Origin of the sequence: Escherichia sp. E2661, from assembly GCF_004745185.1 — a bacterium.
Classification (GTDB): domain Bacteria; phylum Pseudomonadota; class Gammaproteobacteria; order Enterobacterales; family Enterobacteriaceae; genus Escherichia.
The window spans coordinates 32,774-59,755 of the sequence record NZ_PDIG01000018.1; the positions used below are offsets into that span (position 1 = coordinate 32,774).

Annotated in this window: 10 protein-coding genes, 1 tRNA gene, 8 pseudogenes and 1 CRISPR repeat array; of the genes and pseudogenes, 7 read left to right on the plus strand and 12 right to left on the minus strand. The window is 49.8% G+C overall.

Annotated features, from left to right (window positions below):
• Positions 1–61: 61 nt before the first annotated feature.
• Both CRI63_RS09465 and CRI63_RS09470 read right to left on the minus strand, forming a co-directional pair.
• Positions 62–1,492 (minus strand): amino acid permease, encoded by a 1,431-nt coding sequence (locus CRI63_RS09465; RefSeq protein WP_135519337.1) that lies wholly within the window; start codon positions 1,490–1,492, stop codon positions 62–64.
• Positions 1,493–1,701: 209 nt separating this feature from the next.
• A pseudogene (locus CRI63_RS09470) lies at positions 1,702–2,851 on the minus strand (MFS transporter).
• 314 nt (positions 2,852–3,165) lie between these two features.
• Here CRI63_RS09470 and ycaC point away from each other — a divergent pair.
• The gene (ycaC, locus tag CRI63_RS09475) at positions 3,166–3,792 is read left to right on the plus strand and encodes an isochorismate family cysteine hydrolase YcaC (RefSeq protein WP_012133028.1); all 627 of its coding nucleotides are present in this window, start codon (positions 3,166–3,168) and stop codon (positions 3,790–3,792) included.
• A gap of 35 nt (positions 3,793–3,827) precedes the next feature.
• Here ycaC and dmsC read toward each other — a convergent pair whose 3' ends face one another.
• From dmsC to lrp, 8 genes and pseudogenes are all read right to left on the minus strand, one after another.
• A complete protein-coding gene (dmsC, locus tag CRI63_RS09480; protein WP_130205291.1) occupies positions 3,828–4,691 on the minus strand; it encodes a dimethyl sulfoxide reductase anchor subunit DmsC in 864 nt (287 codons plus the stop codon).
• 1 nt (position 4,692) lies between these two features.
• Positions 4,693–5,310 (minus strand): dimethylsulfoxide reductase iron-sulfur subunit DmsB, encoded by a 618-nt coding sequence (dmsB, locus tag CRI63_RS09485; protein WP_135519340.1) that lies wholly within the window; start codon positions 5,308–5,310, stop codon positions 4,693–4,695.
• A 10-nt stretch (positions 5,311–5,320) separates the two neighbouring features.
• Positions 5,321–7,766, minus strand: a pseudogene (gene dmsA, locus CRI63_RS09490) (dimethylsulfoxide reductase subunit A).
• Positions 7,767–8,006: 240 nt separating this feature from the next.
• A complete protein-coding gene (serS, locus tag CRI63_RS09495) occupies positions 8,007–9,299 on the minus strand; it encodes a serine--tRNA ligase (RefSeq protein ID WP_000886683.1) in 1,293 nt (430 codons plus the stop codon).
• Positions 9,300–9,389: 90 nt separating this feature from the next.
• A pseudogene (gene rarA / locus CRI63_RS09500) lies at positions 9,390–10,734 on the minus strand (replication-associated recombination protein RarA).
• Between the two features lie 10 nt (positions 10,735–10,744).
• Positions 10,745–11,356 carry an outer membrane lipoprotein chaperone LolA gene (gene lolA / locus CRI63_RS09505; protein WP_001295343.1) on the minus strand — a complete coding sequence of 204 codons (612 nt, stop codon included), beginning with the start codon at positions 11,354–11,356 and terminating at the stop codon, positions 10,745–10,747.
• A 158-nt stretch (positions 11,357–11,514) separates the two neighbouring features.
• Positions 11,515–15,463, minus strand: a pseudogene (gene ftsK, locus CRI63_RS09510) (DNA translocase FtsK).
• Positions 15,464–15,597: 134 nt separating this feature from the next.
• Positions 15,598–16,092: a leucine-responsive transcriptional regulator Lrp gene (gene lrp / locus CRI63_RS09515; protein ID WP_000228473.1), complete on the minus strand. Its 495-nt coding sequence runs from the start codon at positions 16,090–16,092 to the stop codon at positions 15,598–15,600.
• A gap of 544 nt (positions 16,093–16,636) precedes the next feature.
• Between lrp and trxB the strand changes: the two are divergent.
• The 6 genes and pseudogenes from trxB (at position 16,637) to CRI63_RS09545 (ending at position 23,333) form a co-directional block, all read left to right on the plus strand.
• Positions 16,637–17,603 (plus strand): annotated as a pseudogene (trxB, locus tag CRI63_RS09520) (thioredoxin-disulfide reductase).
• Between the two features lie 122 nt (positions 17,604–17,725).
• A pseudogene (cydD, locus tag CRI63_RS09525) lies at positions 17,726–19,491 on the plus strand (cysteine/glutathione ABC transporter permease/ATP-binding protein CydD).
• The gene (cydC, locus tag CRI63_RS09530) at positions 19,492–21,213 is read left to right on the plus strand and encodes a cysteine/glutathione ABC transporter ATP-binding protein/permease CydC (RefSeq protein ID WP_135519344.1); all 1,722 of its coding nucleotides are present in this window, start codon (positions 19,492–19,494) and stop codon (positions 21,211–21,213) included. It begins immediately after the preceding pseudogene.
• A 44-nt stretch (positions 21,214–21,257) separates the two neighbouring features.
• Positions 21,258–21,961: pseudogene (gene aat / locus CRI63_RS09535) on the plus strand (leucyl/phenylalanyl-tRNA--protein transferase).
• A gap of 284 nt (positions 21,962–22,245) precedes the next feature.
• Positions 22,246–22,464 carry a translation initiation factor IF-1 gene (gene infA / locus CRI63_RS09540; RefSeq protein WP_001040187.1) on the plus strand — a complete coding sequence of 73 codons (219 nt, stop codon included), beginning with the start codon at positions 22,246–22,248 and terminating at the stop codon, positions 22,462–22,464.
• A gap of 111 nt (positions 22,465–22,575) precedes the next feature.
• A CRISPR array of direct repeats spans positions 22,576–22,903; the repeat unit is 28 nt; unit sequence TTTCTAAGCTGCCTGTACGGCAGTGAAC.
• Positions 22,904–23,245: 342 nt separating this feature from the next.
• Positions 23,246–23,333: transfer RNA gene (locus tag CRI63_RS09545), tRNA-Ser, on the plus strand.
• Positions 23,334–23,454: 121 nt separating this feature from the next.
• Here CRI63_RS09545 and CRI63_RS09550 read toward each other — a convergent pair.
• Together CRI63_RS09550 and CRI63_RS09555 are read right to left on the minus strand one after the other, a co-directional pair.
• Entirely contained in the window at positions 23,455–24,474 is a 1,020-nt protein-coding gene (locus tag CRI63_RS09550) for a fimbrial protein (RefSeq protein WP_135519347.1), read from the minus strand.
• An 11-nt stretch (positions 24,475–24,485) separates the two neighbouring features.
• A pseudogene (locus CRI63_RS09555) lies at positions 24,486–26,971 on the minus strand (fimbrial biogenesis outer membrane usher protein).
• Between the last annotated feature and the right edge of the window lie 11 nt (positions 26,972–26,982).

The window sequence follows — 26,982 nt, forward strand, 5'->3', positions numbered from 1 at the left end:
AACTTTATTGAGTTGCCGCTTTGTTATTCCGCGCTTCATTCTGCAGAACTAACCACAATGATTAGTCCGTATTCGCTTTACGAGCCAATAGCGGGAATATCAACCCCAACCCCACCAGCACAAATGGTGTAGCGATATTCAGCGCTAGCTGGAAGGTCCACTCTGCAGTGAAGGCTTCCATTTTCGGGAAGATCCCCGTCAAACAGGCAAAAGCAGTAAAGGCAAAACACCAAATCCCGACAGTCATCGCCAGAGACTTATTACGAATAAAGACATATTCCGGTTTATATTTCTGCGCCAGGCGAACTACTGCAATAAACGCCACGAACACCCACAAATAACGCAGTGGCATCACGACTGAGTTCAAATTGAGCAGCCATTTGTAGAGATTATTCATGTCACCAATACCCAGTGTTGGCAGCATAATCAGAATCGCCACCAGCACCAGGGTCAGTAGATAACCATTAACCGGTGTACCTGAATCATTGGTCCGGCACAATCTGGCAGGAATATATTTACTATCCGCATCACCTAATAACACTTTCAGAGGAGCATCGATGGAGAACACCAGAGCGGCGACTTGTCCCAGGGTATTTGCAATGGCGTAAATCACCATTAGGGTATTCCCCATGTTGTAATACTCGCCCAGCTTCTGAAAAGCGTAATACTGACCGTTAGTCATTAAGTCATCAGGAATATTACGCGAGTCAAACATCATCCCCATTGCGAGAGAGCCCAGAATGGCACAAACCGCAACCATCACCGCCAGGCATAGCATCCCTTTTGGAAATTCTTTTCCTGGGTTGCGCGTTTGATTAACGTAGGGAGAAATCTTCTCTGCACCGCCAACCGCGAAAACCAGCATTGAAATAGTGGTAATGTAGGTAAAATCGATATGGGGAATGAACGTCTCCCAGGTAATGTTCGTGGTCGCAATATGCACTTCAGTAATCACAGGCGCGGTTACTGCCATCGCCACATACAGGAGCGACATGATAAACATCGCAATCCCTGCCACAGAACCGACGATTTTCAGCGATTTCATACCACGTGAAGCGATCCACATAAAGAAGACAAACAGCACCAGCGTTAACCCCTGTAACGCTACGACTGAATATTCTTTGATTAACGAACCGTCACCTTTCATCGCCCAGCCGAGCGCAATCAGAATGGCCTGTGGTTTTTGTGCCAGATAGGGTATATGCACCACCCAATAGGTCCACGCGGCAAGATAAGCCAATCCGGGGCCCATTGTGTGTTTAATCCAGGTACTGACTCCGCCTTTCCCATCTTTAAAAGTCGACCCCAACTGACCGACAATCAATGCATATGGTGTAAAATAGAGCGCAAATATAAACAGCCATGAAAAAACAACGACCAACCCCTGGTTGGCATAATTATTAACAACATTGCCAAATCCCCAAACCGTAATAAAAGACATCAGTGCAATGTTGTACCAGCGCAACTGTTTTTCCTGAACGTTCCCAGCCATAGATCGATCCTTCGCTATTTTTTTAATAGATATCTGTAAAACGAGGGATTATGCGCGGCTAATAAGAAGTACGAAAATAGCGGAATGAAAAATTATAACCTGCTGCACAATTTATTTTTCCATAAATGAAATTTGGTAAAAGCAAGTTGTATAGAGGAAACAAAAAAACAGAGTGCGATACAGCATGTTCACACTCTGCACTAATTCATTTACACATGAGCGACAGGTTTGGGTGTATGACTGGCGTTACGCAGCAGCATCAACAAGTAGATAAATGACACACTGGCAATCATAATAAATAACAGTTTATCGGAAAAATTCTGCATCAGTATGGCGGTAAAAGACGGACCAAGCAGACTACCGACTGTATAACTCAACAGTAAAGCCTGATTCATCGCCACCAGTTGATGATGTTCAACCTTCTCACAAGCCCAGGCCATCGCTACTGGATACAGCGTGAACCCCGCAGCACCAAGAATAAACAATGAAGGCGCCATCGCGGCCTGGCTTAACATTGCAATACTACCAAGAATGACAACAAAAACCTGAACGCGCAGTACCAGTAGACGACCAAATTTATCCGCCAGACGCCCAATAGGCCACTGCCCAAGGATTCCTGCGCTGACCAGTACAGCCATCCAGAAACCGATGCTGGCGTTATTGATCCCCTGATGGTTAAGATACAATGGCATCAGACCATACAGAGAGCCAAGGACAATCCCGGAGATAATACAGCCATTGACCCCAAGCCGTGCCTGACGGAGTTTAAGCATTGATGTAATCGGCGTAGCCGGATGTTTTTCCGTTTGCTGATTCAGAATACGAGTAAACAACAACGGTAAGATGCCTGCCAGTATCAAACCCGTTGCCCACGGTAACACGGCCATCAGCTCAGTCGACACTTTGCTGACCAGTAACTGGCCTAAAAAACGTCCCCACGTAATAAACCATCATATACGCAGCAAGCAGCCGCCCACGGTTACGGGACGTCCCACTGCACATCAGCGCGCTTTCAACCACGACCCAAATCATTGCGCAACCAACGCCTGCAACGAAACGCCAGGCAAGCCAGCTCCAGAAGCCAATCATAAGGCCAAGCCCGGCACATCCAGCCGCAAAAATAAACGACGCCAGATAGTAACTACGATTAAACCCAAATCGTTTAATGACATACCCTGTTAGCAGGGTACCAACGAGGTTACCTGTAAAATATGACGAGCTGACAACGCCGACCTGCCATGTGGGCAAGTGTTCCTGAGCGAGCCATAGAGGCACGAGCGTATTCAGCACCGCAATCGCCAAAGTCAACAAAAGCAGGCCAGACAGCAAGAGCATGACAGGCCGGGTATACGTGGACATGAATTAAAACCGTGAGGAAGTTCAAATTTCATGCGCATCATGCCACCAACCAAAACATTGTCAATGGGGGAAAATACGTACATAACGCAGCGGCTGTATTATCGATTTATATTACTCATTCATAACACTAATAACGAAAAGATAATCAGTCTCATCTAATTGTTTTTATTGATCTAACATAAAGTTCATATGGTTAGTTCAGTCGAAAAATTTCATGGTCACAGCAAACCTGAATTTCCCGTCTATGCTTTCAGGGCAACGCATCGCGTCTGAACGCTTTCAGGCGTACCACTGACTCTCAAAAGGAGAAGAGAATGACCAAACCGTATGTTCGTCTCGATAAAAATGATGCTGCTGTTTTGTTAGTTGATCACCAGGCTGGTTTGCTTTCCCTTGTGCGGGATATTGACCCCGACAAATTCAAAAATAACGTGCTGGCGCTGGGTGACTTAGCAAAATATTTCAATCTCCCCACCATTCTCACCACCAGTTTTGAAACCGGCCCTAACGGCCCATTAGTCCCCGAGCTGAAAGCACAGTTTCCGGATGCGCCTTATATTGCGCGTCCTGGAAATATTAACGCCTGGGATAACGAAGATTTTGTCAAAGCAGTTAAAGCGACAGGTAAAAAACAACTGATTATTGCAGGGGTGGTAACCGAGGTTTGCGTAGCATTCCCGGCGCTTTCGGCTATTGAAGAAGGGTTTGATGTCTTTGTGGTAACCGACGCTTCTGGAACCTTTAACGAGATTACCCGGCATTCAGCGTGGGATCGTATGTCACAAGCTGGCGCTCAATTGATGACATGGTTCGGCGTGGCTTGTGAACTGCACCGCGACTGGCGTAACGATATTGAGGGACTGGCAACGTTGTTCTCTAATCACATTCCTGATTATCGTAATTTGATGACCAGTTATGACACGTTAACGAAACAGAAATAAGAGATAACCGGGGCCGAAACCCCGGTTATTACACCTTAACTGGCAACAGCCATGCCAACGGTCATATGCAAACCGTAGAATACCCCGCGGCCGATTAATTCCCCTGCGAGAAGCAGGATGAATGATACGGAAAGCAGAGGCACCGCAGGCTGAAAGCCTTTCACCTGCGGTGCAATCCACAAGCACAGTGCCACGGCCAAAAGCACAATCCGCCAGGACATCAGCGCACCGTAGTCAGGCACCAGTGCAGCAGCCTGTTGCACTGAACTATGAATGGTCGCCAGTTCTGCGCCCTGCATTACTGACATCACGCCACTCACCACCAGTGCCAACACGGAAATTGCAGGCAGCAGACGCATCGCCCAGCCATCAACGCCAGCAAGACTCAGCAACAGGTAACCCAGCAACGGGCCGCCCATAAACATGGTCAGGAAGAAGCCCATCGGCGTCCAGATGCTGTACCAGGTCGGTACGGTATCGATGCTGTTATAGACACGCACCATCATCCAGACAAAGACCACGCCGAGAACCATCGTCACCACCAGCCAAAGCGTGCGTAATGCCGGTGACAATTTTTTCAGCATCGCCAACAACCAGCCGATTCCACCTACGGCAAAAAAGATCGAACCGCTGGCGATTTCGTTACTCAGTGCTGAAGCCCCTACCCGGTTAAGCGAGTTAAAGGCGCGCATTGGTGAGCCAAGATGGAGCATAGAGGCGATAAACCCAATGCCCATCAGAACCCATAAACCAAACATGCAGGCGATAACACGCTGCTGGGCTTCTGCTCGCAGGTCACCTTTGAGCAGTGCCAAAGCCAGAACGATAAAACCGCCCGCCACACATTGCCCAAAGACCGTGAAGATCATCAGCGGCCATTCATGCCATCCACTTCCCATCTCACACCTCCTTCGGGTTTGCCAGATAGCCAGTGGTATCCCCGGTTGGGCGGCTATTGGCGTTAGGTTTAATCACAATATTCGGTTTGGTGAAGTGCGCACGCGGCAACGGCGCAACAGCCGCCAGATCGCCGTGTTTTTTACGCAGCTCATCGATAGGTCCGAAATCCAGCGCCCGTAGCGGGCAAGATTCGACGCAGATCGGTTTTTTACCTTCTGCGACGCGGTCATAGCAACCATCACATTTGGTCATATGACCTTTGGTTGCGTTGTACTGCGGTGCGCCATACGGGCAGGCCATATGGCAGTAACGACAGCCAATACACACATCTTCATCGACAACGACAAAACCATCTTCACGTTTATGCATCGCACCACTTGGGCAGACTTTGGTACAAGCCGGATCTTCGCAGTGGTTGCATGAAATCGACAAATAGTAGGCAAATACGTTTTGATGCCAGACGCCGTTACCTTCCTGCCAGTCTCCACCAGCATATTCATAAATGCGGCGGAAACTAACTTCCGGCTTCAGATCTTTGTAGTCTTTACAGGCCAGCTCGCAGGTTTTGCAACCGGTGCAACGGCTGGAATCAATAAAAAATCCATACTGGGTTGTCATCGGTTACTCCTTACACCTTTTCAACCTGAACAAGGTTCGTATGTGATGGATTCCCCTTGGCAAGAGGAGACGGACGTTGAGTGGTCAGTACGTTAATACAACCGCCCTTATCGACACGTTTCGCATCCGGGTCATACCAGGCACCTTCGCCCAATGCGACCACGCCCGGCATCATTCGTGGCGTCACCTTCGCCTCAATATGGACTTCACCACGATCGTTAAAGATCCGCACCTTATCGCCGTTGCTGATACCACGTTTTTGCGCATCAAGTGGGTTGATCCACATTTCCTGACGGCAAGCTGCTTTCAGCACGTCTACGTTACCGTAAGTCGAGTGAACACGAGATTTGTAATGGAACCCCGTAAGCTGCAGCGGATACTGTTTGTTGAGCGGATCCTGATAACTTTCAAAGCCCGGTGTATAGATCGGCAGCGGATCGATCACATCGCCTTCCGGCAATTCCCAGGTGGCGGCAATGTCAGCCAGCGCCTGTGAATAGATCTCAATTTTGCCCGATGGCGTGGTCAATGGATTAGCCTGCGGATCTTCACGGAAGGCTTTGTAAGCAACGTGATGCCCTTGCGGATCGCGCTTTTTAAAGATCCCCTGTTTGCGGAACTCTTCAAATGTTGGCAGTTCCGGAATCGCTTCGCGCGACTGGGCATACAGGTGACGCATCCACTCTTCCTGGGTACGACCTTCAGTAAACTGTTGCTCGACGCCAAGACGTTTTGCCAGTTCGCTGGTCATCTCATAGATAGTCTTACATTCAAAGCGCGGTTTAATGACCTGGTCGTTGAAAATGACGTAAGACATATTCCCGCAGGAGGCATCCAGCGCAAAGTCCATCTGTTCGGAGGCAGTGCAGTCCGGCAGCAGGATGTCAGCATATTTTGCCGATGAGGTCATGTGGCAGTCGATAACCACAATCAGCTCACACTTCTTATCATCCTGGAGTATTTCATGGGTACGGTTGATTTCCGAATGCTGGTTAATCAGGCAGTTACCGGCATAGTTCCAGATCATCTTGATCGGAACATCCAGCTTATCTTTCCCGCGCACACCATCACGCAGTGCCGTCATTTCCGGGCCACGCTCAATGGCATCGGTCCACATAAACATGGAAATGCTGGTCTGAATCGGGTTTTCCAGAGTAGGCATCCGCACAAACGGTAAGCTGTATGAACCTTCTCGCGCACCGCTGTTACCACCGTTAATACCGACATTCCCGGTGAGGATTGCCAGCATCGAAATGGCACGCGTGGCGATTTCGCCGTTGGCATGGCGCTGCGGCCCCCACCCCTGGCTGATAAATGCCGGTTTGGTGCTACCGATTTCACGAGCAAGTTTGATGATTTTATCTGCCGGGATACCGGTAATTTGCGAGGCCCATTCCGGTGTTTTAGCAACACCGTCTGGCCCATCACCCAGAATATACGCTTTGTAGTGACCATTTTTCGGCGCGCTGGCAGGCAACGTTTTTTTCGTCGTAGCCGACACAATATTTGTCGAGGAATTCCTGATCAACCAGGTTTTCGGTGATCATGACATACGCCAGACCGTTAACCAGTGCCGCATCTGTTCCCGGACGAATCGGGATCCATTCATCTTCGCGTCCGGCGCCCGTATCGGTATAGCGCGGATCGATAATGATCATACGTGCATTTGATTTTTGCCGCGCCTGCTCCAGGTAATAGGTCACCCCGCCGCCGCTCATACGCGTCTCGCCAGGGTTGTTACCAAACAGCACCACCAGTTTACTGTTTTCGATATCTGACGGACTGTTGCCATCGGCCCAGCCGCCATAGGTATAGTTCAAACCTTCGGCTATTTGCGCCGAGGAGTAGTCACCATAATGGTTCAGATAACCGCCGCAGCAGTTCATCAAACGCGCAACCAGAGTATTTCCCGGCGGCCAGGAACGGGTCATGGTGCCGCCCAGCGTACCGGTACCATAGTTCAGATAGATGGATTCGTTACCGTACTCTTTTATCAGGCGCTGCATATTCGTGGCGATGATATCGTAGGCTTCTTCCCAACTAATACGCTCAAACTTACCTTCACCACGAGCACCTACTCGTTTCATCGGATATTTCAGGCGGTCGGGATTGTAAACGCGGCGACGCATAGAACGCCCACGCAGGCACGCGCGCACCTGGTGCAGTCCTTCGTAATTGTCATCCCCGGTATTATCCGTTTCGACATATTTGATTTCGCCGTCCACTACATGCATACGCAGCGGACAGCGGCTGCCACAGTTAACTGTACAGGCGCTCCATATCACCTTTTCGTCTGAATTTGCCGGAGCGACACTATTAGCAGCGTGCGCAATCCGGCTAAAGGGTAATGTTAACGCGCTGCTGGCCATCGCCAGGCCGCCGATCGCTGTCGTTTTTACCAAACCACGGCGACTCACCTCAGCAGCCAATACCGCATCAGGAATTTTCGTTTTCATAATGGCTCACTCAAGCTTGCTTACGATTGATTCCAGTAACAAACCGTCTTGTGTAATTATTTTCATAGCGGTGCGCTATATAGGTTTGTATACATCGAATGATTTGAAAATCAACGAGATAGGAAGATTTTCACTCGAAAGTAGTATTGCGCTTAAGTGACGAGTAATTATTGTTTGGTATCAAAGGGAGAATAAAAAAAGCGCCCGCAGGCGCTTTTTTAGATTCAGAATAGTTGGATATTAGCCGATATATTCCAGTCCGTTCATATACGGGCGCAGAACTTCTGGTACTTCAATACGACCATCAGCCTGCTGATAGTTTTCCATTACCGCAACCAGCGTACGACCAACAGCCAGACCAGAACCGTTCAGGGTATGAACCAGACGGGTTTTCTTGTCAGACTTACTGCGGCAACGTGCCTGCATACGACGCGCCTGGAAATCCCAGACGTTGGAGCAGGAAGAGATCTCGCGGTAGGTGTTCTGTGCCGGGATCCATACTTCCAGGTCGTAAGTTTTGCAAGCGCCAAAGCCCATGTCGCCAGTGCAAAGGATGATTTTGCGGTACGGCAGGCCCAGCAGTTGCAGGACTTTCTCCGCATGACCAGTCATCTCTTCAAGTGCCGCCATTGAATCTTCCGGACGCACGATCTGAACCATTTCAACTTTGTCGAACTGGTGCATACGAATCAGACCACGGGTATCACGACCATAAGAACCGGCTTCAGAACGGAAGCATGGGGTATGAGCGGTCATTTTGATCGGCAGATCATCTTCATCGATGATTTCACCGCGAACCAGGTTGGTCAGCGGAACTTCTGCAGTTGGGATCAGCGCGTAGTTACTGGTATCAGCTTCTTCTTCCAGCGGACGAGTATGGAACAGATCGCCAGCAAACTTCGGCAACTGACCCGTACCGTACAGCGTATCCTGGTTAACCAGGTACGGGACATAGTTTTCGCTATAGCCATGCTGCTCGGTGTGCAGGTCCAGCATAAACTGCGACAGTGCGCGGTGCATGCGAGCGATCTGCCCTTTCATCACCACAAAGCGCGAACCTGTCAGCTTAACCGCTGCCGCAAAGTCGAGGCCGGAGTGCATTTCACCCAGCGTCACGTGGTCACGAACTTCGAAGTCAAATTCACGCGGGGTACCCCAGCGGCTGACTTCAACGTTGTCATTTTCATCTTTACCAACCGGCACTTCATCTGCAGGCAGGTTAGGGATTGTCAGCGCGATATCGCGAATTTCAGCCTGTAAAGCATCCAGCTCGGCTTTTGCTGCATCCAGCTCTTCGCCCAGTTTGTTCACTTCCAGACGTAAAGGCTCGATATCTTCCCCGCGCGCTTTCGCCTGGCCGATGGATTTCGATCGAGAGTTACGCTCTGCTTGCAGGTTTTCCGTTTTGACCTGCAATACTTTACGACGCTCTTCAAGAGCGCCCAGCTTATCTACATCCAGCTTAAAGCCCCGGCGTGCCAGTTTTTCAGCGACTGCGTCTGGCTCATTACGCAGCAGATTGGGATCGAGCATGCTTATCCTGTGCTTATCGAATTAAATGGGAGATGTGGCCACAGCCTGCGACCACAGGGATACAGTAACAACATTACCGCAACGATAACATTAACGGTAGCGTTTTATGGGGCTATTTTGATCCTGTTCAGCCAGCCAGGCGAGCTTTTCGCCAATCTTGCCTTCAAGGCCTCTGTTTGTCGGGAAATAATAGCGCGTTTGTGCTATTTCCGGCGGGAAGTAAACCTCACCGGCAGCATAAGCGTTTGCTTCATCGTGGGCGTAACGATATTCCTGCCCGTAGCCCATTTCCTTCATCAGTTTGGTTGGCGCATTACGCAGGTGTACCGGCACGTCATAATCCGGACGTTCACGGGCATCAGCTAACGCGGCTTTAAACGCGGTGTAGACAGCGTTACTTTTTGGCGCACAAGCGAGATAAACAATCGCCTGGGCAATGGCGCGTTCACCTTCTGCCGGGCCTACGCGGGTAAAGCAATCCCAGGCCGCAATCGCCACTTGCATTGCCCGCGGATCGGCATTACCGATATCTTCTGAAGCAATCGCCAGGCAGCGACGAGCGACATATAACGGATCACCGCCCGCAGTAATAATCCGCGCATACCAGTAAAGCGCTGCATCGGGGTGCGCTACCGCGTACCGATTTATGCAGCGCGGAAATCAGATCGTAAAAGCGATCGCCTTTGTTATCAAAACGAGCGCTACGCTCACCAGCAATTTCGGTGAGTAACTCAGGCTTCAGGACACGTTTGCCGCTGTCATCGACTTCGGCCATATCCGCCATCATTTCCAGCGTATTTAACGCCCGGCGCGCGTCGCCATTCACCAGTTCAGCAATCGCGCGGCGTGTTTCATCTGGCAGAACAATATCCTGCCCACCGTAGCCACGGGTTTTGTCTTCCATCGCCTGAGTCAGTACTTGCTCTATATCCTCGGTGGTCAGGGATTTGAGCAAATAGACACGAGCACGGGAAAGCAGCGCCGAATTAAGCTCAAACGACGGGTTTTCAGTGGTTGCACCAATAAACGTGATGGTGCCATCTTCAATGTGCGGCAGAAACGCATCCTGTTGGCTTTTATTAAAGCGATGCACTTCATCGACAAACAAAATGGTACGGCGACCGGCATTGCGGTTTTGCCGCGCGCGCTCTATCGCTTCGCGAATTTCTTTCACGCCAGAAGTGACAGCAGAAATACGTTCCACATCAGCATTTGCATAGCGGGCGATCACTTCCGCAAGGGTAGTTTTACCGGTACCTGGCGGCCCCCAGAGGATCATGGAATGCAGATGTCCGGCTTCGATAGCCCGCGGCAACGGCTTCCCCGCAGCCAGCAAATGTTGCTGACCGATATACTGTGCTAAATTTTCTGGCCGCATACGTGCGGCCAGAGGTTGAAAAGTATTATCCGAAAAATCGAGCGACAGATTGCTCACTCAGGTGCCTCTACTTACGTTGATCATCTACCGTTACGCCTTGCGGCGGGGTGAAGGTAAATTTCGCTGCATCCACAGCCCCATTTTGCTGGGATTTCAGCTGATAACTGCTGCGTTGATCGTCCTGTTCCACCGCGCTGAATTGATGGATGGTGCCATCACGGCCCACGTTAATAGTGAACTGCTTCAGATTGCCATTGCTGGCTTTCGGCGTGAGGACAAAATCATCGCCGTTCTGTTTGATGTTGTACTGCTGCCAGTCGCTGGACTGGTTACGTGCGATCAGCATAAATGGCGTATTCCCGGTGGCATCTTTCAGCCAGGTCGCCGTAGCCTGTTCAACAAACGGGTTATAGAACCACAGTGTTTTACCATCAGAAACCAGAATGCTTTCATCAGGTTGCGTCATATGCCAGTTGAACAAATTAGGGCGTTTGACCCACAAATCACCCTGACCTTCCTGCACCGCAGCACCGCTACCGTCAGTCACTTTTTGTGTGAAGCTGGCGTGGAAGCTGCTGACTTTATCCAGACGGCTTTTCAGATCGCTTGCGGCATCAGCCCAAACACTGGACGCCACTAAACTTGAGAGTAATGCACAGGTGATGGCAATTTTTTTCATCATTGTTCCTCAAATTACGTCACTCCCGATCGGGAGTTCCCTCTACTCTCTATTCCAGGCTAATAATCAGCTTGAGGAAAGAAGAAAATACTGAATTTTCAGTTGATAGAGTGCCGGATGCGACACTATCGCGTCTTATCCGGCCTACGATGCACTAATTAGTCAAACGGTGGCGGGGCCAGCACTTCACGATTACCGTTGTGTCCCTGCTCGCTGACGATCCCTTGCGCTTCCATCTGTTCAACAATGCGTGCTGCACGGTTGTAACCGATGCGGAACTGACGCTGAACACCAGAAATAGACGCTTTGCGTTTTTCAGTGACAAACGCCACCGCCTGATCGAACAGCGGATCCAGTTCTTCAGCACCGTCGAAACCACCAGCTCCGCCTTCGCTTTCGCTGTCGGAGGTGATGCCATCTACATACTGCGGACGACCACGCGCTTTCCAGTCCTGCACCACGGCATGAACTTCCTGATCGCGAACAAAAGCACCATGGACACGTACCGGCATGGTTGAGTTCGGCCCGGAGTAAAGCATATCCCCCATACCAAGCAGTGATTCCGCGCCAGCCTGATCAAGAATGGTACGTGAGTCGATCTTGCTGGATACAGTAAAGGCTATACGGGTTGGAATGTTCGCTTTAATCAGCCCCGTAATAACATCCACCGAAGGGCGCTGCGTTGCCAGCACGAGGTGAATACCTGCGGCACGGGCTTTTTGCGCCAGACGCGCAATCAACTCTTCCACTTTTTTACCTACCGTCATCATCAGGTCGGCAAATTCATCCACCAGCACTACAATGTTACGGCTCTTTTTTCAGCACTGGATGCTGGGCATCCATACTGTCACCTGGCTTCCAGTACGGGTCTGGAATCGGACGCATCATTCGGTCCGCTTCAGCAATTTTTTCGTTATACCCCGCAAGATTACGCACTCCCAGGGCCGACATCAGCTTATAACGGCGTTCCATTTCATTTACGCACCAGCGCAGAGCGTTGGCAGCATCTTTCATGTCGGTAACGACTTCCGTTAACAGATGCGGGATGCCTTCATAAACCGAAAGCTCCAGCATTTTCGGGTCGATCATAATGAAACGAACATCTTCCGGCTGCGCTTTATAGAGCATGCTCAGGATCATGGCGTTTACTCCCACCGACTTACCGGAACCAGTGGTCCCCGCAACCAGCAAGTGAGGCATTTTAGCCAGATCGGCTACGACCGGATCGCCTGCGATATCTTTACCCAAAACAATCGTCAGCGGCGATGGGTTATCACGGAACTTCGCGTTATCCAGCACTTCGCGCAGATAAACGGTTTGGCGTTTTTTGTTCGGCAACTCCAGACCTACGTAAGGTTTGCCAGGAATGACTTCAACCACGCGCACCGCCACGGTCGACAATGAACGGGCAAGGTCGCGTGACAGGTTAGAAATACGTGCTGCTTTTACGCCCGGCGCCAGGTTCAACTCAAAACGGGTGATTACAGGCCCTGGTGAATAATTGACCACATCAGCTTTAATGCGGAAATCGGCCAGCCGTGCTTCTACCAGACGCGCCATTTGCTCAAGCGCAAAGGTATCTACTGGCTCAACTTCGCTTGGCGGTGGTGTCAGCAAATCCAGCGAGGGTAGTGGCGTCGTTGGTTTATGCAACGGACGGCTATCACCGTTGCGCATTAACAACGGATGAAGCAGGGTATCCTGCGGCTGTGGCGCTACCGGTTGCTGCGGCTGCTGATATTGCGGCTGCGGCGCTACTGGCTGCTGCGGCTGNTGATACTGCTGCTGCGGCGCTACCGGTTGCTGTGGCTGCTGATACTGCTGCTGCGGCGCTACCGGTTGCTGTGGTTCAACAATGGGCGTAAACAGTGGCTCGTGTGGGCCATCATCCACCAACGCTTTCATCGGTGAAAATTCAAAATCATTCAGCGAGAATGGATTTGCTCCCGCAGGTTGTTCACCGGAATAACGTTGCTGCTGAGTCTGGGCAAACTGACGAGCCAGTTCAGCCTCCGCCGCTGCATCTTCATCTTCAGGGTTAACTGGCGCATCATGCTGATACTGTTCACCATAGCGTTGCTGCTGTGCCTGGGCAAACTGACGTGCCAACTCATCTTGCTGCATCGCATCGATTTCATCATCGTTATACTGATCGCCAGAATCGTATTGATTGCGCTGCGCTTCGCGAGCTTTCTCTTCGGCGGCTCGTTGTGAAGGTAGTTTAATGCCATACGATGCCAGTTCACGACGAGTCGGAACACGAATACGCTTTGGTCGTGGCAACTGCGGGCCTATCCCCTCTTTCACTTGTGGTCGAGGTCCACCGCTATTTGCCAGGCTAAAAACAGGTGCAGCAACCGTTGCTGCGGCCCCCGTCGCCAGAGTCGCTTTCTTCACGCCCGATGCCAGCGGCGAAACACCAGCCACGGCTTCTACCGGAGGGACTGCGGCAGCAGTCGGCGATGACTGAACAGATTTAGCTGACTGAACAGGTCTAACAGGCTCAGGTTCTTTAACTGGTTCAGGAATAGGCTGATACCAGGCGGCGAGCTGCTCACGTTCGCGCGCACGCTTCTCTTCAACTTCTTCAAAGTAGTAAAGCGGCGGACGCGCAGGTTTTGTTTCTTCAACAACCGGTTCAGGTTCTACAACAGGCGGCTGTTCAACCGGTTGCGGCTGTTGACGCAACGTCTCCTGAACGGCTGGCTGCTGGTAGGTTTGCTCAGGCTGGTATGTAGACTGCGCCGCAAAAGTGGATTGTGTCCCCTCGGCTTGCCACCCGTTATCAGCCACTGGTTGTTCAGGCACTGGTGCATAATAGGGTTGTTGAACAGGTTGTTCTGCAGCAGGCGCATAATATGGCTGCTGAACCGACTGTTCAGGCACTGGCGCATAATATGGTTGTTGAACAGGTTGTTCCGCAGCTGGCGCATAATATGGCTGCTGTGACTGCACAGGTTGTTGCGGATAACCGTCCGGCGCTGGAGCAATGACCGGCTCGCCCGTTTGCGGCCCTGGCGCAGGCTGCCAGGCAACAGCAGGTTGAGCAGGTGGAACATCAACCGACGCAACAGGCGGCGTCTGAGTAACAGGCCCAACCGGAGCAGCCCAGCTTTGCGTCGCCGTGGTAGCAGCAGCAACTGCAGCAACAGGTTCGGTAATTGGTGCACCGTTTAATAATGGATCGTATTCGTCATATTCTGGCTGCGTTGCACGGTTGCCCGAAAAGAGGACATCATCAGGATCAGCGGCTACGCCGCGCGCAGTGTAGGTAATGTCGTCTTCATCATCCATCCGCTTACCCGAGAACAATGCAGCGTCTGTTTGCCGCCCCATCGGATTGATGAATTTTTCCGCCAGACGTTTACGACGCGCTAACGCGCCACGAAGAATACGAGCACGGCGCGATTCATGCTGTTTGCCGTTTTTTTCGTCTTCATACTCTTCGTCGTCTTCATACTCTTCTTCATCAACCCAGGTATCATCGCGACGAGTGCGGTTACTGGCGAAAGTGAGGAGGTTTAAAATCCAGCCCCCCAGTTTTTCGGCAATGGTCACCCAGGACCAGCCGGTAAACAGCGTCAGGCCAGCCGCCCAAACACAGAGCAGCGCAATGGTCCCACCACTGCTGTGCAACAGCGGCTGCAGCGTAGTGCTTAATAAACTACCGATTACACCACCGGAGGCAAAATACCAGATGTCGTCCGCGTTGATTGCCGCAAGGCCACAGGACGTAAGGATAAGCGCCAGCACGCCAATAATTCGTAGTGAAACGGCGAAATAGTCAACGTACTCATCGCTGGACTGATGACGCCAGGCAAACCAACAGCCGCCAACAATAATGACCGGGATGGTGTAAGCCATCACGCCAAAAATGAAGAACAGCGTATCTGCCAGCCACGCGCCAGGCGTCCCGCCTAAATTATGGATAGGCTCATGCCAGGCCGTTTGCGACCAGCTGGGGTCCGAAGGGTTAAAGCTTAATAAGGCTGCCATCAACCAGACGGCAAACAGGACAATAAGAATCAGCAACGCCTCCAGAAGTCGGCGCCCGCTGCTTAACTTTGTCAATGTGACTTCTTTGTCTTCAGTGTATTCCTGGCTCAAGAAAGGCTCTCCAGGTTACAGGCTTTTCCTGCCCGATGCTAAAACGGACAACAGCACCAGGTTACCCCAGTACTGTTGCTGTATGGATTAACAGGAGTGTAATCAAAATACGCTTATTTTGCACCTGTTCCGTGTTAGCGCGTCTTAATAACCAGACGATTACTCTGCTTGACTTCTTCCATAACAACATATGTCCGTGTGTCATTGACGCCAGGCAGACGCAGCAGGGTTTCCCCTAGCAGCTTACGATAAGCTGACATATCCGGCACGCGTGTTTTCAACAGGTAGTCGAAATCACCGGATACTAAATGACACTCCTGAATTTCTTCAAGTTTTTGCACAGCAGTATTGAATTGTTCAAACACATCCGGAGCGCCACGATTCAGAGTAATCTCAACGAATACCAGAAGTGATGCATCCAGATAATGCGGGTTCAACAGCGCCGTATAGCCCTGAATAAACCCTTGTCTTTCCAGCCGACGCACACGCTCAAGGCACGGCGTTGGGGAAAGTCCCACACGTTTAGAAAGCTCGACGTTAGAAATACGCCCATCCTTTTGCAACTCATTAAGAATGTTACGATCGATACGGTCGAGATCTTTGCCAGGGCGCTTCTTGCTATCTACCATTATTATTGTCTCTCTGTATTCCTTCCCTACTCCTGTCTGACCCTGAAGACATCACTGTTCAGAGTCGCTACCTGTCACGATAGACCGAAATCATTAAGATTCACGGCTCGCAATGCCTGGGTCTACGGTGAGAAGACCGTTGCCTTGAGGCAGCTATCGACATCACGAATGGCGTCTGTCCACGCCATGCGTAGATTTCACTAGCACGGTAAACATGGTATTTACATGCATGATTATGCGCACATAACAATACTGTTTTTTTCTTCCTCGAATGTTTTCGCAAAACACCAGGTGATTGTCAAAGCAAAACATCGTTTTTTAGTACAACATGCCAGTTATTCATTAACAGTGACGTTTAATCATCATTTAATCGGCTTATAAACCGGAAAAATTAAGTAGCAGACGTGATAATGACGGGAGAATTTGACACGATTATCGCTTTTGACGATTGCACAAATCGTTAACAAAATCGTCATACTCTTTTTTTACGTCTGTAAATTCCCTACAATCCTGCCCATTGTCTGCCAACAACTATGGGGATCTCATGGGCACGACCAAACACAGTAAACTGCTTATCCTGGGCTCAGGCCCGGCGGGATATACCGCTGCTGTCTACGCGGCACGCGCCAACCTGCAACCGGTGCTGATTACCGGCATGGAAAAAGGCGGCCAGCTGACGACGACCACTGAAGTAGAAAAACTGGCCAGGAGATCCAAATGATCTGACCGGCCCGTTACTCATGGAACGCATGCATGAACATGCTACCAAGTTTGAAACTGAAATTATTTTTGACCACATTAATAAAGTGGATTTGCAGAATCGTCCGTTCCGCCTGACTGGCGATAATGGCGAATATACCTGCGATGCGCTGATTATTGCCACCGGGGCTTCTGCACGCTATCTCGGCCTGCCCTCTGAAGAAGCCTTTAAAGGCCGTGGGGTTTCTGCCTGTGCAACCTGCGATGGATTTTTCTATCGCAACCAAAAAGTGGCGGTTATCGGCGGCGGCAATACTGCAGTTGAAGAGGCGCTGTATCTGTCTAACATCGCTTCCGAAGTACATTTGATCCACCGCCGCGATGGTTTCCGTGCGGAAAAAATCCTCATTAAGCGTCTTATGGACAAAGTGGAGAACGGCAACATCATTCTGCACACCAACCGTACGCTGGAAGAAGTGATCGGCGATCAGATGGGCGTCACTGGCGTTCGTCTGCGCGATACGCAAAACAGCGATAATATCGAGTCTCTCGACGTTGCTGGTCTGTTTGTTGCTATCGGTCACAGTCCGAACACGGCTATTTTTGAAGGACAACTGGAACTGGAAAACGGCTACATCAAAGTGCAGTCGGGTATTCATGGTAATGCCACCCAGACCAGCATTCCGGGCGTCTTTGCCGCAGGTGACGTGATGGATCATATTTATCGCCAGGCCATTACTTCTGCCGGTACAGGCTGCATGGCAGCACTTGATGCGGAACGCTACCTCGACGGTTTAGCTGATGCAAAATAATTTTACAAATCAGTAACAAAAGTAAAGAAGGCGACACCATGCGACTATGGGTCGCCTTTATTTTTTCCCCGTTGTAACATTGCTCTGCAAATAATTCTGATAACTCACCTGCTAAGCGTGCAATGAATAAATCCCGTCAAAAAGAGTTAACCCGCTGGTTAAAACAGCAAAGCGTCATCTCCCAACGTTGGCTGAATATTTCTCGTCTGCTGGGCTTTGTGAGCGGCATATTAATAATTGCCCAGGCCTGGTTTATGGCGCGAATTCTGCAACATATGATCATGGAGAACATCCCCCGAGAAGCCTTGCTGCTTCCCTTTACCTTGCTGGTGATGACCTTTGTGCTGCGTGCATGGGTGGTCTGGTTACGCGAACGGGTGGCTATCACGCCGGGCAACATATTCGTTTTGCCATCCGCCGCCAGGTTCTTGACCGTTTGCAGCAGGCGGGGCCTGCCTGGATTCAGGGCAAACCTGCGGGGAGCTGGGCGACGCTGGTGCTCGAGCAAATTGACGATATGCATGATTACTACGCTCGCTACCTACCGCAAATGGCGCTGGCAGTCTCAGTGCCACTACTGATTGTCGTCGCAATTTTTCCTTCTAACTGGGCCGCGGCACTTATTTTACTCGGCACTGCACCGTTAATTCCGTTGTTTATGGCTTTAGTTGGGATGGGTGCTGCCGATGCTAACCGACGCAACTTTCTCGCGCTTGCTCGCTTAAGCGGGCATTTTCTCGATCGTCTGCGCGGCATGGAAACCCTGCGTATTTTTGGTCGTGGCGAGGCTGAAATTGAAAGTATCCGTTCGGCTTCGGAAGATTTTCGCCAACGGACCATGGAAGTATTACGCCTGGCGTTTTTATCCTCCGGTATTCTTGAATTCTTTACCTCGCTGTCGATTGCCCTGGTCGCGGTGTATTTTGGTTTCTCTTATCTTGGTGAGCTGGATTTCGGTCACTACAGCACGGGCGTGACGTTGTCTGCGGGCTTCCTTGCGTTGATCCTCGCCCCCGAGTTTTTCCAGCCGTTACGTGATCTCGGCACGTTTTATCATGCCAAAGCCCAGGCTGTTGGCGCGGCTGACAGCCTGAAAACTTTTATGGAAACACCGCTCGCCCATCCACAGCGTGGTGACGTTGAGTTAACGTCTACCGAACCAGTGACCATTGAAGCCAAAGATCTGTTTATCACATCGCCTGAAGGTAAAACACTGGCTGGCCCGCTGAACTTTACACTACCTGCAGGCAAACGTGCGGTACTGGTGGGACGAAGCGGATCCGGGAAAAGTTCACTATTAAATGCGCTTTCCGGTTTTCTCTCTTATCAAGGCTCGCTGCAGATCAACGGCATTGAATTGCGGGATTTATCTCCGGAATCATGGCGAAAATATCTCTCATGGGTTGGCCAAAATCCGCAATTACCCGCGGCAACAGTACGAGACAATGTGCTGCTGGCACGACCGGATGCCAGCGAGCAAGAGTTACAAATGGCCCTGGATAACGCCTGGGTCAGTGAGTTTCTGCCGCTCCTGCCGCAAGGCATCGATACTCCCGTGGGCGATCAGGCAGCCCGCCTTTCCGTAGGTCAGGCACAACGTGTGGCCGTAGCGCGTGCATTACTTCATCCCTGCTCACTGTTATTACTGGATGAACCTGCAGCCAGCCTCGATGCACATAGCGAGCAGCGTGTGATGCAGGCGCTAAACGCTGCCTCGCAGCGCCAGACAACGCTGATGGTCACCCACCAGTTAGAAGATCTCGCCGACTGGGATGTCATTTGGGTGATGCAGGATGGCCAAATTATCGAGCAAGGTTGTTACGCTGATTTAAGCGTGGCTAACGGTCCATTCGCCACGTTGCTGGCCCACCGTCAGGAGGAGATTTAAATGCGCGCGTTGCTTCCTTATCTGGCTCTATATAAGCGTCATAAGTGGATGTTAAGCCTTGGTATTGTGCTGGCAATTGTCACACTGCTCGCCAGTATCGGCTTGTTGACGCTTTCTGGTTGGTTCCTCTCCGCTTCGGCAGTGGCGGGAGTTGCAGGGCTGTACAGCTTTAACTACATGCTGCCTGCCGCAGGTGTACGTGGCGCGGCAATCACCCGCACTGCCGGGCGTTATTTTGAACGTCTGGTAAGTCACGACGCGACTTTCCGCGTGTTGCAGCATTTGCGCATTTACACCTTCAGCAAGCTGTTGCCTCTCTCCCCTGCCGGGCTGGCCCGCTATCGCCAGGGCGAATTGCTCAACCGCGTCGTCGCCGATGTTGATACGCTCGATCATCTGTACTTGCGCGTTATCTCACCGCTGGTAGGGGCTTTTGTGGTAATTATTGTGGTGACTGTCGGGTTAAGTTTTCTTGATTTCACCCTCGCCTTCACGCTGGGCGGCATTATGTTGCTGACGCTTTTCCTGATGCCGCCGCTGTTTTATCGAGCGGGGAAAAGCACCGGGCAAAACCTTACCCATCTTCGCGGTCAGTATCGCCAACAGTTAACCGCCTGGCTGCAAGGGCAAGCTGAACTGACCATTTTTGGTGCCAGCGATCGTTATCGTACGCAGTTAGAGAACACCGAAATTCAGTGGCTGGAAGCGCAGCGTCGTCAGTCCGAACTGACCGCGCTCTCGCAGGCAATTATGCTGTTGATTGGCGCGCTGGCGGTGATTCTGATGCTATGGATGGCCTCCGGCGGCGTTGGCGGTAATAGCCAGCCAGGCGCGTTAATTGCGCTGTTTGTCTTCTGTGCATTGGCTGCATTCGAAGCCCTGGCCCCGGTGACAAGTGCATTTCAGCATCTGGGGCAAGTTATTGCTTCTGCCGTGCGTATCACTGACTTAACGGACCAAAAACCAGAAGTGACCTTCCCGGATACTCAGTCCGCCGTTCCTGAGCAGGTTTCCCTGACGTTACGGGATGTTGCGTTCACTTATCCGGAACAATCCCAACAAGCGCTTAAAGGGATTTCTCTTCAGGCAAACGCCGGAGAACATATTGCGATTCTCGGGCGAACCGGATGCGGCAAATCAACGTTGTTACAACTGCTAACCCGTGCATGGGACCCGCAACAGGGTGAGATTTTGCTTAACGGCAGCCCGATCTCTGACCTGAATGAATCGACATTGCGCCAGACCATCAGCGTTGTGCCGCAGCGAGTGCATCTGTTTAGCGCCACACTGCGCGATAATCTGTTACTCGCCGCACCTGGCGCTACTGATGAGACTCTTGCTGAAATTCTCCGTCGCGTCGGTCTGGAGAAACTACTCGAAGACACAGGGCTCAACAGTTGGTTGGGAGAAGGCGGACGTCAGCTTTCCGGCGGCGAACTGCGTCGTCTGGCTATCGCCCGTGCGCTATTGCACGATGCGCCGTTAGTATTGCTGGATGAACCAACCGAAGGCTTAGATGCCACGACTGAAAGTCAGATCCTCGAATTACTGGCTGAAATGATGCGTGAGAAAACGCTATTGATGGTTACACATCGGCTGCGTGGACTTTCACATTTTCAGCAAATAATAGTGATGGACAACGGGCAAATTATTGAACAAGGTACCCATGCAGAACTGCTTGCCAGACAGGGGCGTTATTACCAGTTTAAGCAGGGTTTGTAAGCTATTATTGAACGATCCGACTTGCGTAGTGGAGTTTTGCAGTCATGCGCCTGGTTCAGCTTTCTCGCCATTCAATAGCCTTCCCTTCCCCGGAAGGCGCATTACGTGAGCCTAACGGTCTGCTGGCGCTGGGAGGCGATCTTAGCCCTGCTCGGCTACTCATGGCTTATCAGCGCGGTATTTTCCCGTGGTTTTCTCCGGGCGATCCTATTCTCTGGTGGTCGCCTGATCCACGTGCGGTTTTATGGCCAGAATCACTGCATATCAGCCGCAGCATGAAACGTTTTCATAAGCGCTCTCCCTATCGCGTCACGCTGAATTACGCGTTTGGTCAGGTCATTGAAGCTGCGCCAGCGATCGCGAAGAAGGGACCTGGATTACGCGTGACGTCGTCGAAGCCTACCATCGTCTTCACGAGTTGGGCCATGCCCATTCCATAGAAGTGTGGCGTGAAGGCGAAATTGTCGGCGGCATGTACGGCGTAGCGCAGGGAACACTGTTTTGTGGCGAGTCGATGTTCAGCCGCATGGAGAATGCCTCGAAAACGGCGCTCCTGGTGTTTTGTGACGAATTTATCCGCCACGGCGGTAAGCTTATCGACTGCCAGGTATTAAATGACCATACGGCCTCGCTTGGTGCCTGCGAAATCCCTCGCCGGGATTACCTCAATTATCTCAATCAACTGCGCCCCGAACGGTTACCAAATAATTTCTGGGTACCACGGCGATTGTTTTCACCACAAGAATGAATGTTTTCGGCACATTTCTCCCCAGAGTGTTATAATTGCGGTCGCAGAGTTGGTTATGCTCATTACTCCGCTGCCGATAAGGAATTTTTCGCGTCAGGTAACGCCCACCGTTTATCTCACCGCTCCCTTATACGTTGCGCTTATAGTGCGGCTTAGCCGTGTGTTTTCGGAGTTATGTGCCAAACCTGTTTGTTGCGAATTAGCGCACAAATCTTTACTTATTTACAGAACTTCGGCATTATCTTGCCGGTTCAAATTACGGTAGTGATACCCCAGAGGATTAGATGGCCAAAGAAGACAATATTGAAATGCAAGGTACCGTTCTTGAAACGTTGCCTAATACCATGTTCCGCGTAGAGTTAGAAAACGGTCACGTGGTTACTGCACACATCTCCGGTAAAATGCGCAAAAACTACATCCGCATCCTGACGGGCGACAAAGTGACTGTTGAACTGACCCCGTACGACCTGAGCAAAGGCCGCATTGTCTTCCGTAGTCGCTGATTGTTTTACCGCCTGATGGGCGAAGAGAAAGAACGAGTAAAAGGTCGGTTTAACCGGCCTTTTTTGCGTTTGGGGTCAAGGGGAATAAATACTGGAGGATGGTGTGTTAAGTTTGAAAACTGCCTGTACGGCAGTGAACACTTGGCAAAGGTGGATGGGGTCACGAAGTGATTTCTAAGCTGCCTGTACGGCAGTGAACCCAGCCAGCCAGATGATGATGCAGCCGTCGCATTTCTAAGCTGCCTGTACGGCAGTGAACTTGATCGGCACCACGATCATGATTTTTGCTGCTTTCTAAGCTGCCTGTACGGCAGTGAACTGTATTTAAACGCGACGGCGGCGGACATGTTGTTTCTAAGCTCCTGTACGGCAGTGAACTCAGCACGATAAAAACATCGCCAGAACGCGTTTTTCTAAGCTGCCTGTACGGCAGTGAACTGGAATAATAGCAGACTATCCGATTGATTTACTGTTAAAACTTACAAAATCGCAGATTCAAACCCTTTTTCCAGACTTCAAAATAGCAATAAACAAAATCAATGAGTTACATTTCAACCTAAAAAAAGGGTCGATTTGGTACTTCTTCAATCTCATATTTTATGCATAGCTTTTGATAAACAATTGAACAGAACACATACGGTCATAATCTCCGTCACGCAAACAGCGTGTTCATTGCGTAACCAAACGAATCAATCTCTATAAATTCTTCTTGACCGTTTTACTCCAACTCCCTATAGTAGCGCCCCGTTGCCACCCATGAGGTCAGGCAGCAAAACAATTTGGTGAGGTGTCCGAGTGGCTGAAGGAGCACGCCTGGAAAGTGTGTATACGGCAACGTATCCGGGGTTCGAATCCCCGCCTCACCGCCATATTTTAAGAAGAGCTCGTACGAAAGTACGGGCTTTTTTTTCACATTGATGTGCCTTAAATAAAAAACACGTACTTCCTCTTCGAAAGTACGTGAAAATCAGTGGCTGATTACTATACCCACTAGTCGTAGGATACGGCAAATATGGCTTTGCTTTGGACTTCTCCTGGCTGTAGTGCTTCCTCATTCACGCGGACATATTTCGCGGTAATCGGGAAGGTGTACTGATTCTCAATGGCCGCCATTTTAGTTAGTTTGTTCATCAGAGTATCACCCAGCTTTAGCGGTGTCGTTTCGTTACCATTATAAATCTGGAACCCAACCCCCTTAGCACCATTAAGCGATGTGTTTTTCAGAATGGTTCCACTATCATCCCATTCTCCGCGCGCAACTTTAAAAGTCACTGGATTAGTCGTGACGTTATAAACACTGTCACAATTTAAAACCAGATCTATAGAACCTGATTTTGTGTTATTGGCAGATTGCATCTCACTTATCGTTGTTTCTGGCATTCTTATTTCGTAAGTCGGTTGCGAGAAACTACAGGTTGTAGGTTTGTGTTTTGTTATATTAACATTTAAATTCTGTTGATAAGCAGCATCTGTTGGTAACCTATTGCTCACCAAACATATAAAATAAAAGATAATGTTTTGATAGCAAAAATTAGTTGCTGAACCATTTTCAAATGGAAAGACAACCGCCGGAGCATTCAAGATGAATGAATTAGAATATACTGTTTGAACATTCGCATTACTTTCAGGCGATTTTATATATGAAGCTGTTAATGCTATACTTTTATTATTAATAGTATCGTTAACTGAATAAGTTTTCCTATCTCCCGTGTCAACAGGAAATCCATCTCCGACATCAAGATTAAACTTAATATAAATTGATTGATTGCTGTTTTGATTTTCTTTCATCTCTACAACATAATTATCTAATGTTTTAAGCACATTCACCTTATCTTGAGCCGAATTACATGTGAATTCCCCCGTCAGATTAGGAGAAAATGTAACCGTTGCATTTCCCGCAGTTAAGTCTAAATTAACTCCCTGTATTGCAGTAGAATTTCCGTTGATAGTACATTTAGCCTGCCCCAAAAAAGGCAAAGCCAGTAGAAACAAAAACCAATATTTCTTCATAAACAAATCCCTTAACGACAAATATAAACTTTATTCTCATCAATAACGTTATCAAAGGTAATAGTGCAGAATTGTTCCTGCTGTTTATTAACCGAGACGCGAATCGACGCGGGAACATCATTGGTGCGAATAAATATCCGGCTTCCCTGTCCTACTAAGCCCACATTGTTGCCGCTTTCATCTTCAACCTCATAACCAAACGGCAACGGAGAGCCATCAGGTCGTTGGGAGATGAAATACCAGGGTTTGCGTTTATCAGTCTCAAACTGCGTCATCACTACCGCACCACGATAAGGAACGCTGTTTTTACGGTTACCCAGTAGCGCCACATCGCTTTTACTGTCGGCAATATCCAACATCAACGTATTTTCACGATACGGCGTCAGGTTGTCATAAATAGCGTAGCCTCTGCTATCCGTTGTCAGGTAACGATATCCCTGCACCGCTGCCCCCTCCAGTCCCGGCGCTTTGACGATGGCGAACGTATCGGAAAGTCTGGGAGCCAGTGCCACCCCGTCCGACCACGCGACTAAACCGCCTTGAATATTACCGCTAACCTGTTGATATCTTTTCGACTGGCTATAGCTGCCACCAATAGTCGCCAATGGCGCACGCCAGGTCAGGTTTCCACCTGCTGTTGTTTCGCTGCCCTGGTGTTGATGGCTTAAGTTAGCCCCGTAGCTGAACTGATCGCGACTCCCCGCCACACCGCTGAGGCTGGTATTATTCGACCGATAGCCGTCTTTATCAAAAGTGGTTGAGTTAGAAACAAATAAATCTCGTCGTTTTTCAGTGATTCCATCGCCCCACGAGAAGGGAATTGAGAAATATAAGTTAATGCGTCTATCTTCGCGGTTATCTTCATCATAGGTCTGGCTAACAGACAAGGTATAACTAAGGCGTTCCCAGGAGTTCGAATAGCTGAGTTGATAATCTTTCCCTGTCCCGCTGCGTTCCCAATAATCCCGCCATTGACCGCTGACCGACAGATATCCCCAATTTTCCGGTAATGACTGGTTTATATTTACAGAAAAGCTGTTCTTACGACCAAAATCGTACTGATAATAGTCGGCGATATCATAAACTGAGTCATCTTCTCGATTATAGCTTTTCCTGTTATTTGCCCACACGTGATCGTTAAAAGTACGATAATCTCGAGAAGAATAACGCCAGGCCGCCAGCGAAAATTGCGTTCCACTTTGAGAGAGATATTTGTTCCAGGCAATTTGATAACTTTGACCATTAAACACATCACCGTTATCTTGTTCACTGTGGGAATGGGTAAAATCAACCGATACAGCACCAATCGGTGTATTCCATCCCGTGCCGAGAACAAACGATGAGTAATTATCAGACAACTGCGTGCCAGCATAGAGTGTCAGCAAATTATTAAGGCCATACTGATAGCTTCCCTGAATAAAATCTGACTGATCGCTGGCTCCCTCAATACGACTACGTCCGGCAGCAAATTCATATTTCGAAACGCCCGGTTGCAACATATTTGGCACAGATGAATAAGGTACACGATAACGCGACACCGAACCGTCAGCTTCTTTAACGGTTACTTCCAGATCTGCACCACCACCAGCAAGTTGCAAATCATCAATGGCGAATGGACCTGGCGGAACCTCTTTCTGGTAAACCACAAAGCCATTTTGTTCGATAGTGACAAGTGCGTTACTTTGGGCAACACCACGCACCACTGGAGTAAAATTCTGTTTAGAGTTCGGCAACATCTGCATATCGCGCCACAGGCGTACACCGCGAAAACGCACGGAATCAAAAACATCAGAACCGGTATACATTTCACCAGCACGCAATGTGCCAAGAATTTGTGGAATTCCGCGCTCCAGATATAACGTGTTACTCTTCCATTTACCGCTGCTCTCGTCACTTTTCGTATAATTGGTATTTGAATGCAACTGCCAGCCCAGAAGATTCAAACCACTATTCAGGTTTAAATAGCTATTTTTATTATCTCCACCGTGCTTATAATTACTGTAATACTGACTGGCATAATAAGACGTATATAATGCGTTAATCCCGCGATCCCATGCCTCAGGCGGGACATATCCGCGTTCATACTCAACGACATAGGCCTGGGGTACACTTAACTTCAGGTTAAAATGCCCAATATCATAGTCAACGCTGCCGCCCTGTACCGCTTCCCGAAGTGGTACACATTCTACGCTTTTATCGATATTAATGCCTTCTGTGAGGATACCTATTTGCTTTAACTGCTCCCAGGATAAACATGTTGCATCCGGATCGTCTTTAATATCGACATTATAGTGTCCGCGCCACTGATTATTCAGGTAAACATCCATATCATAGATACCGGGCATCGGCTTATCACTATCAATATGATAGTCAGAAATTTTTTCCCCATTTAATCCGCCAATCATAAAATGGGTGTCAATGTTTCATCTTCCGCCCATGCAGGCGAAGTAGCCAACACCGACAGAATAGCCAGCGTAATAGAATTAAGTTTAGACATAATCAATCCCT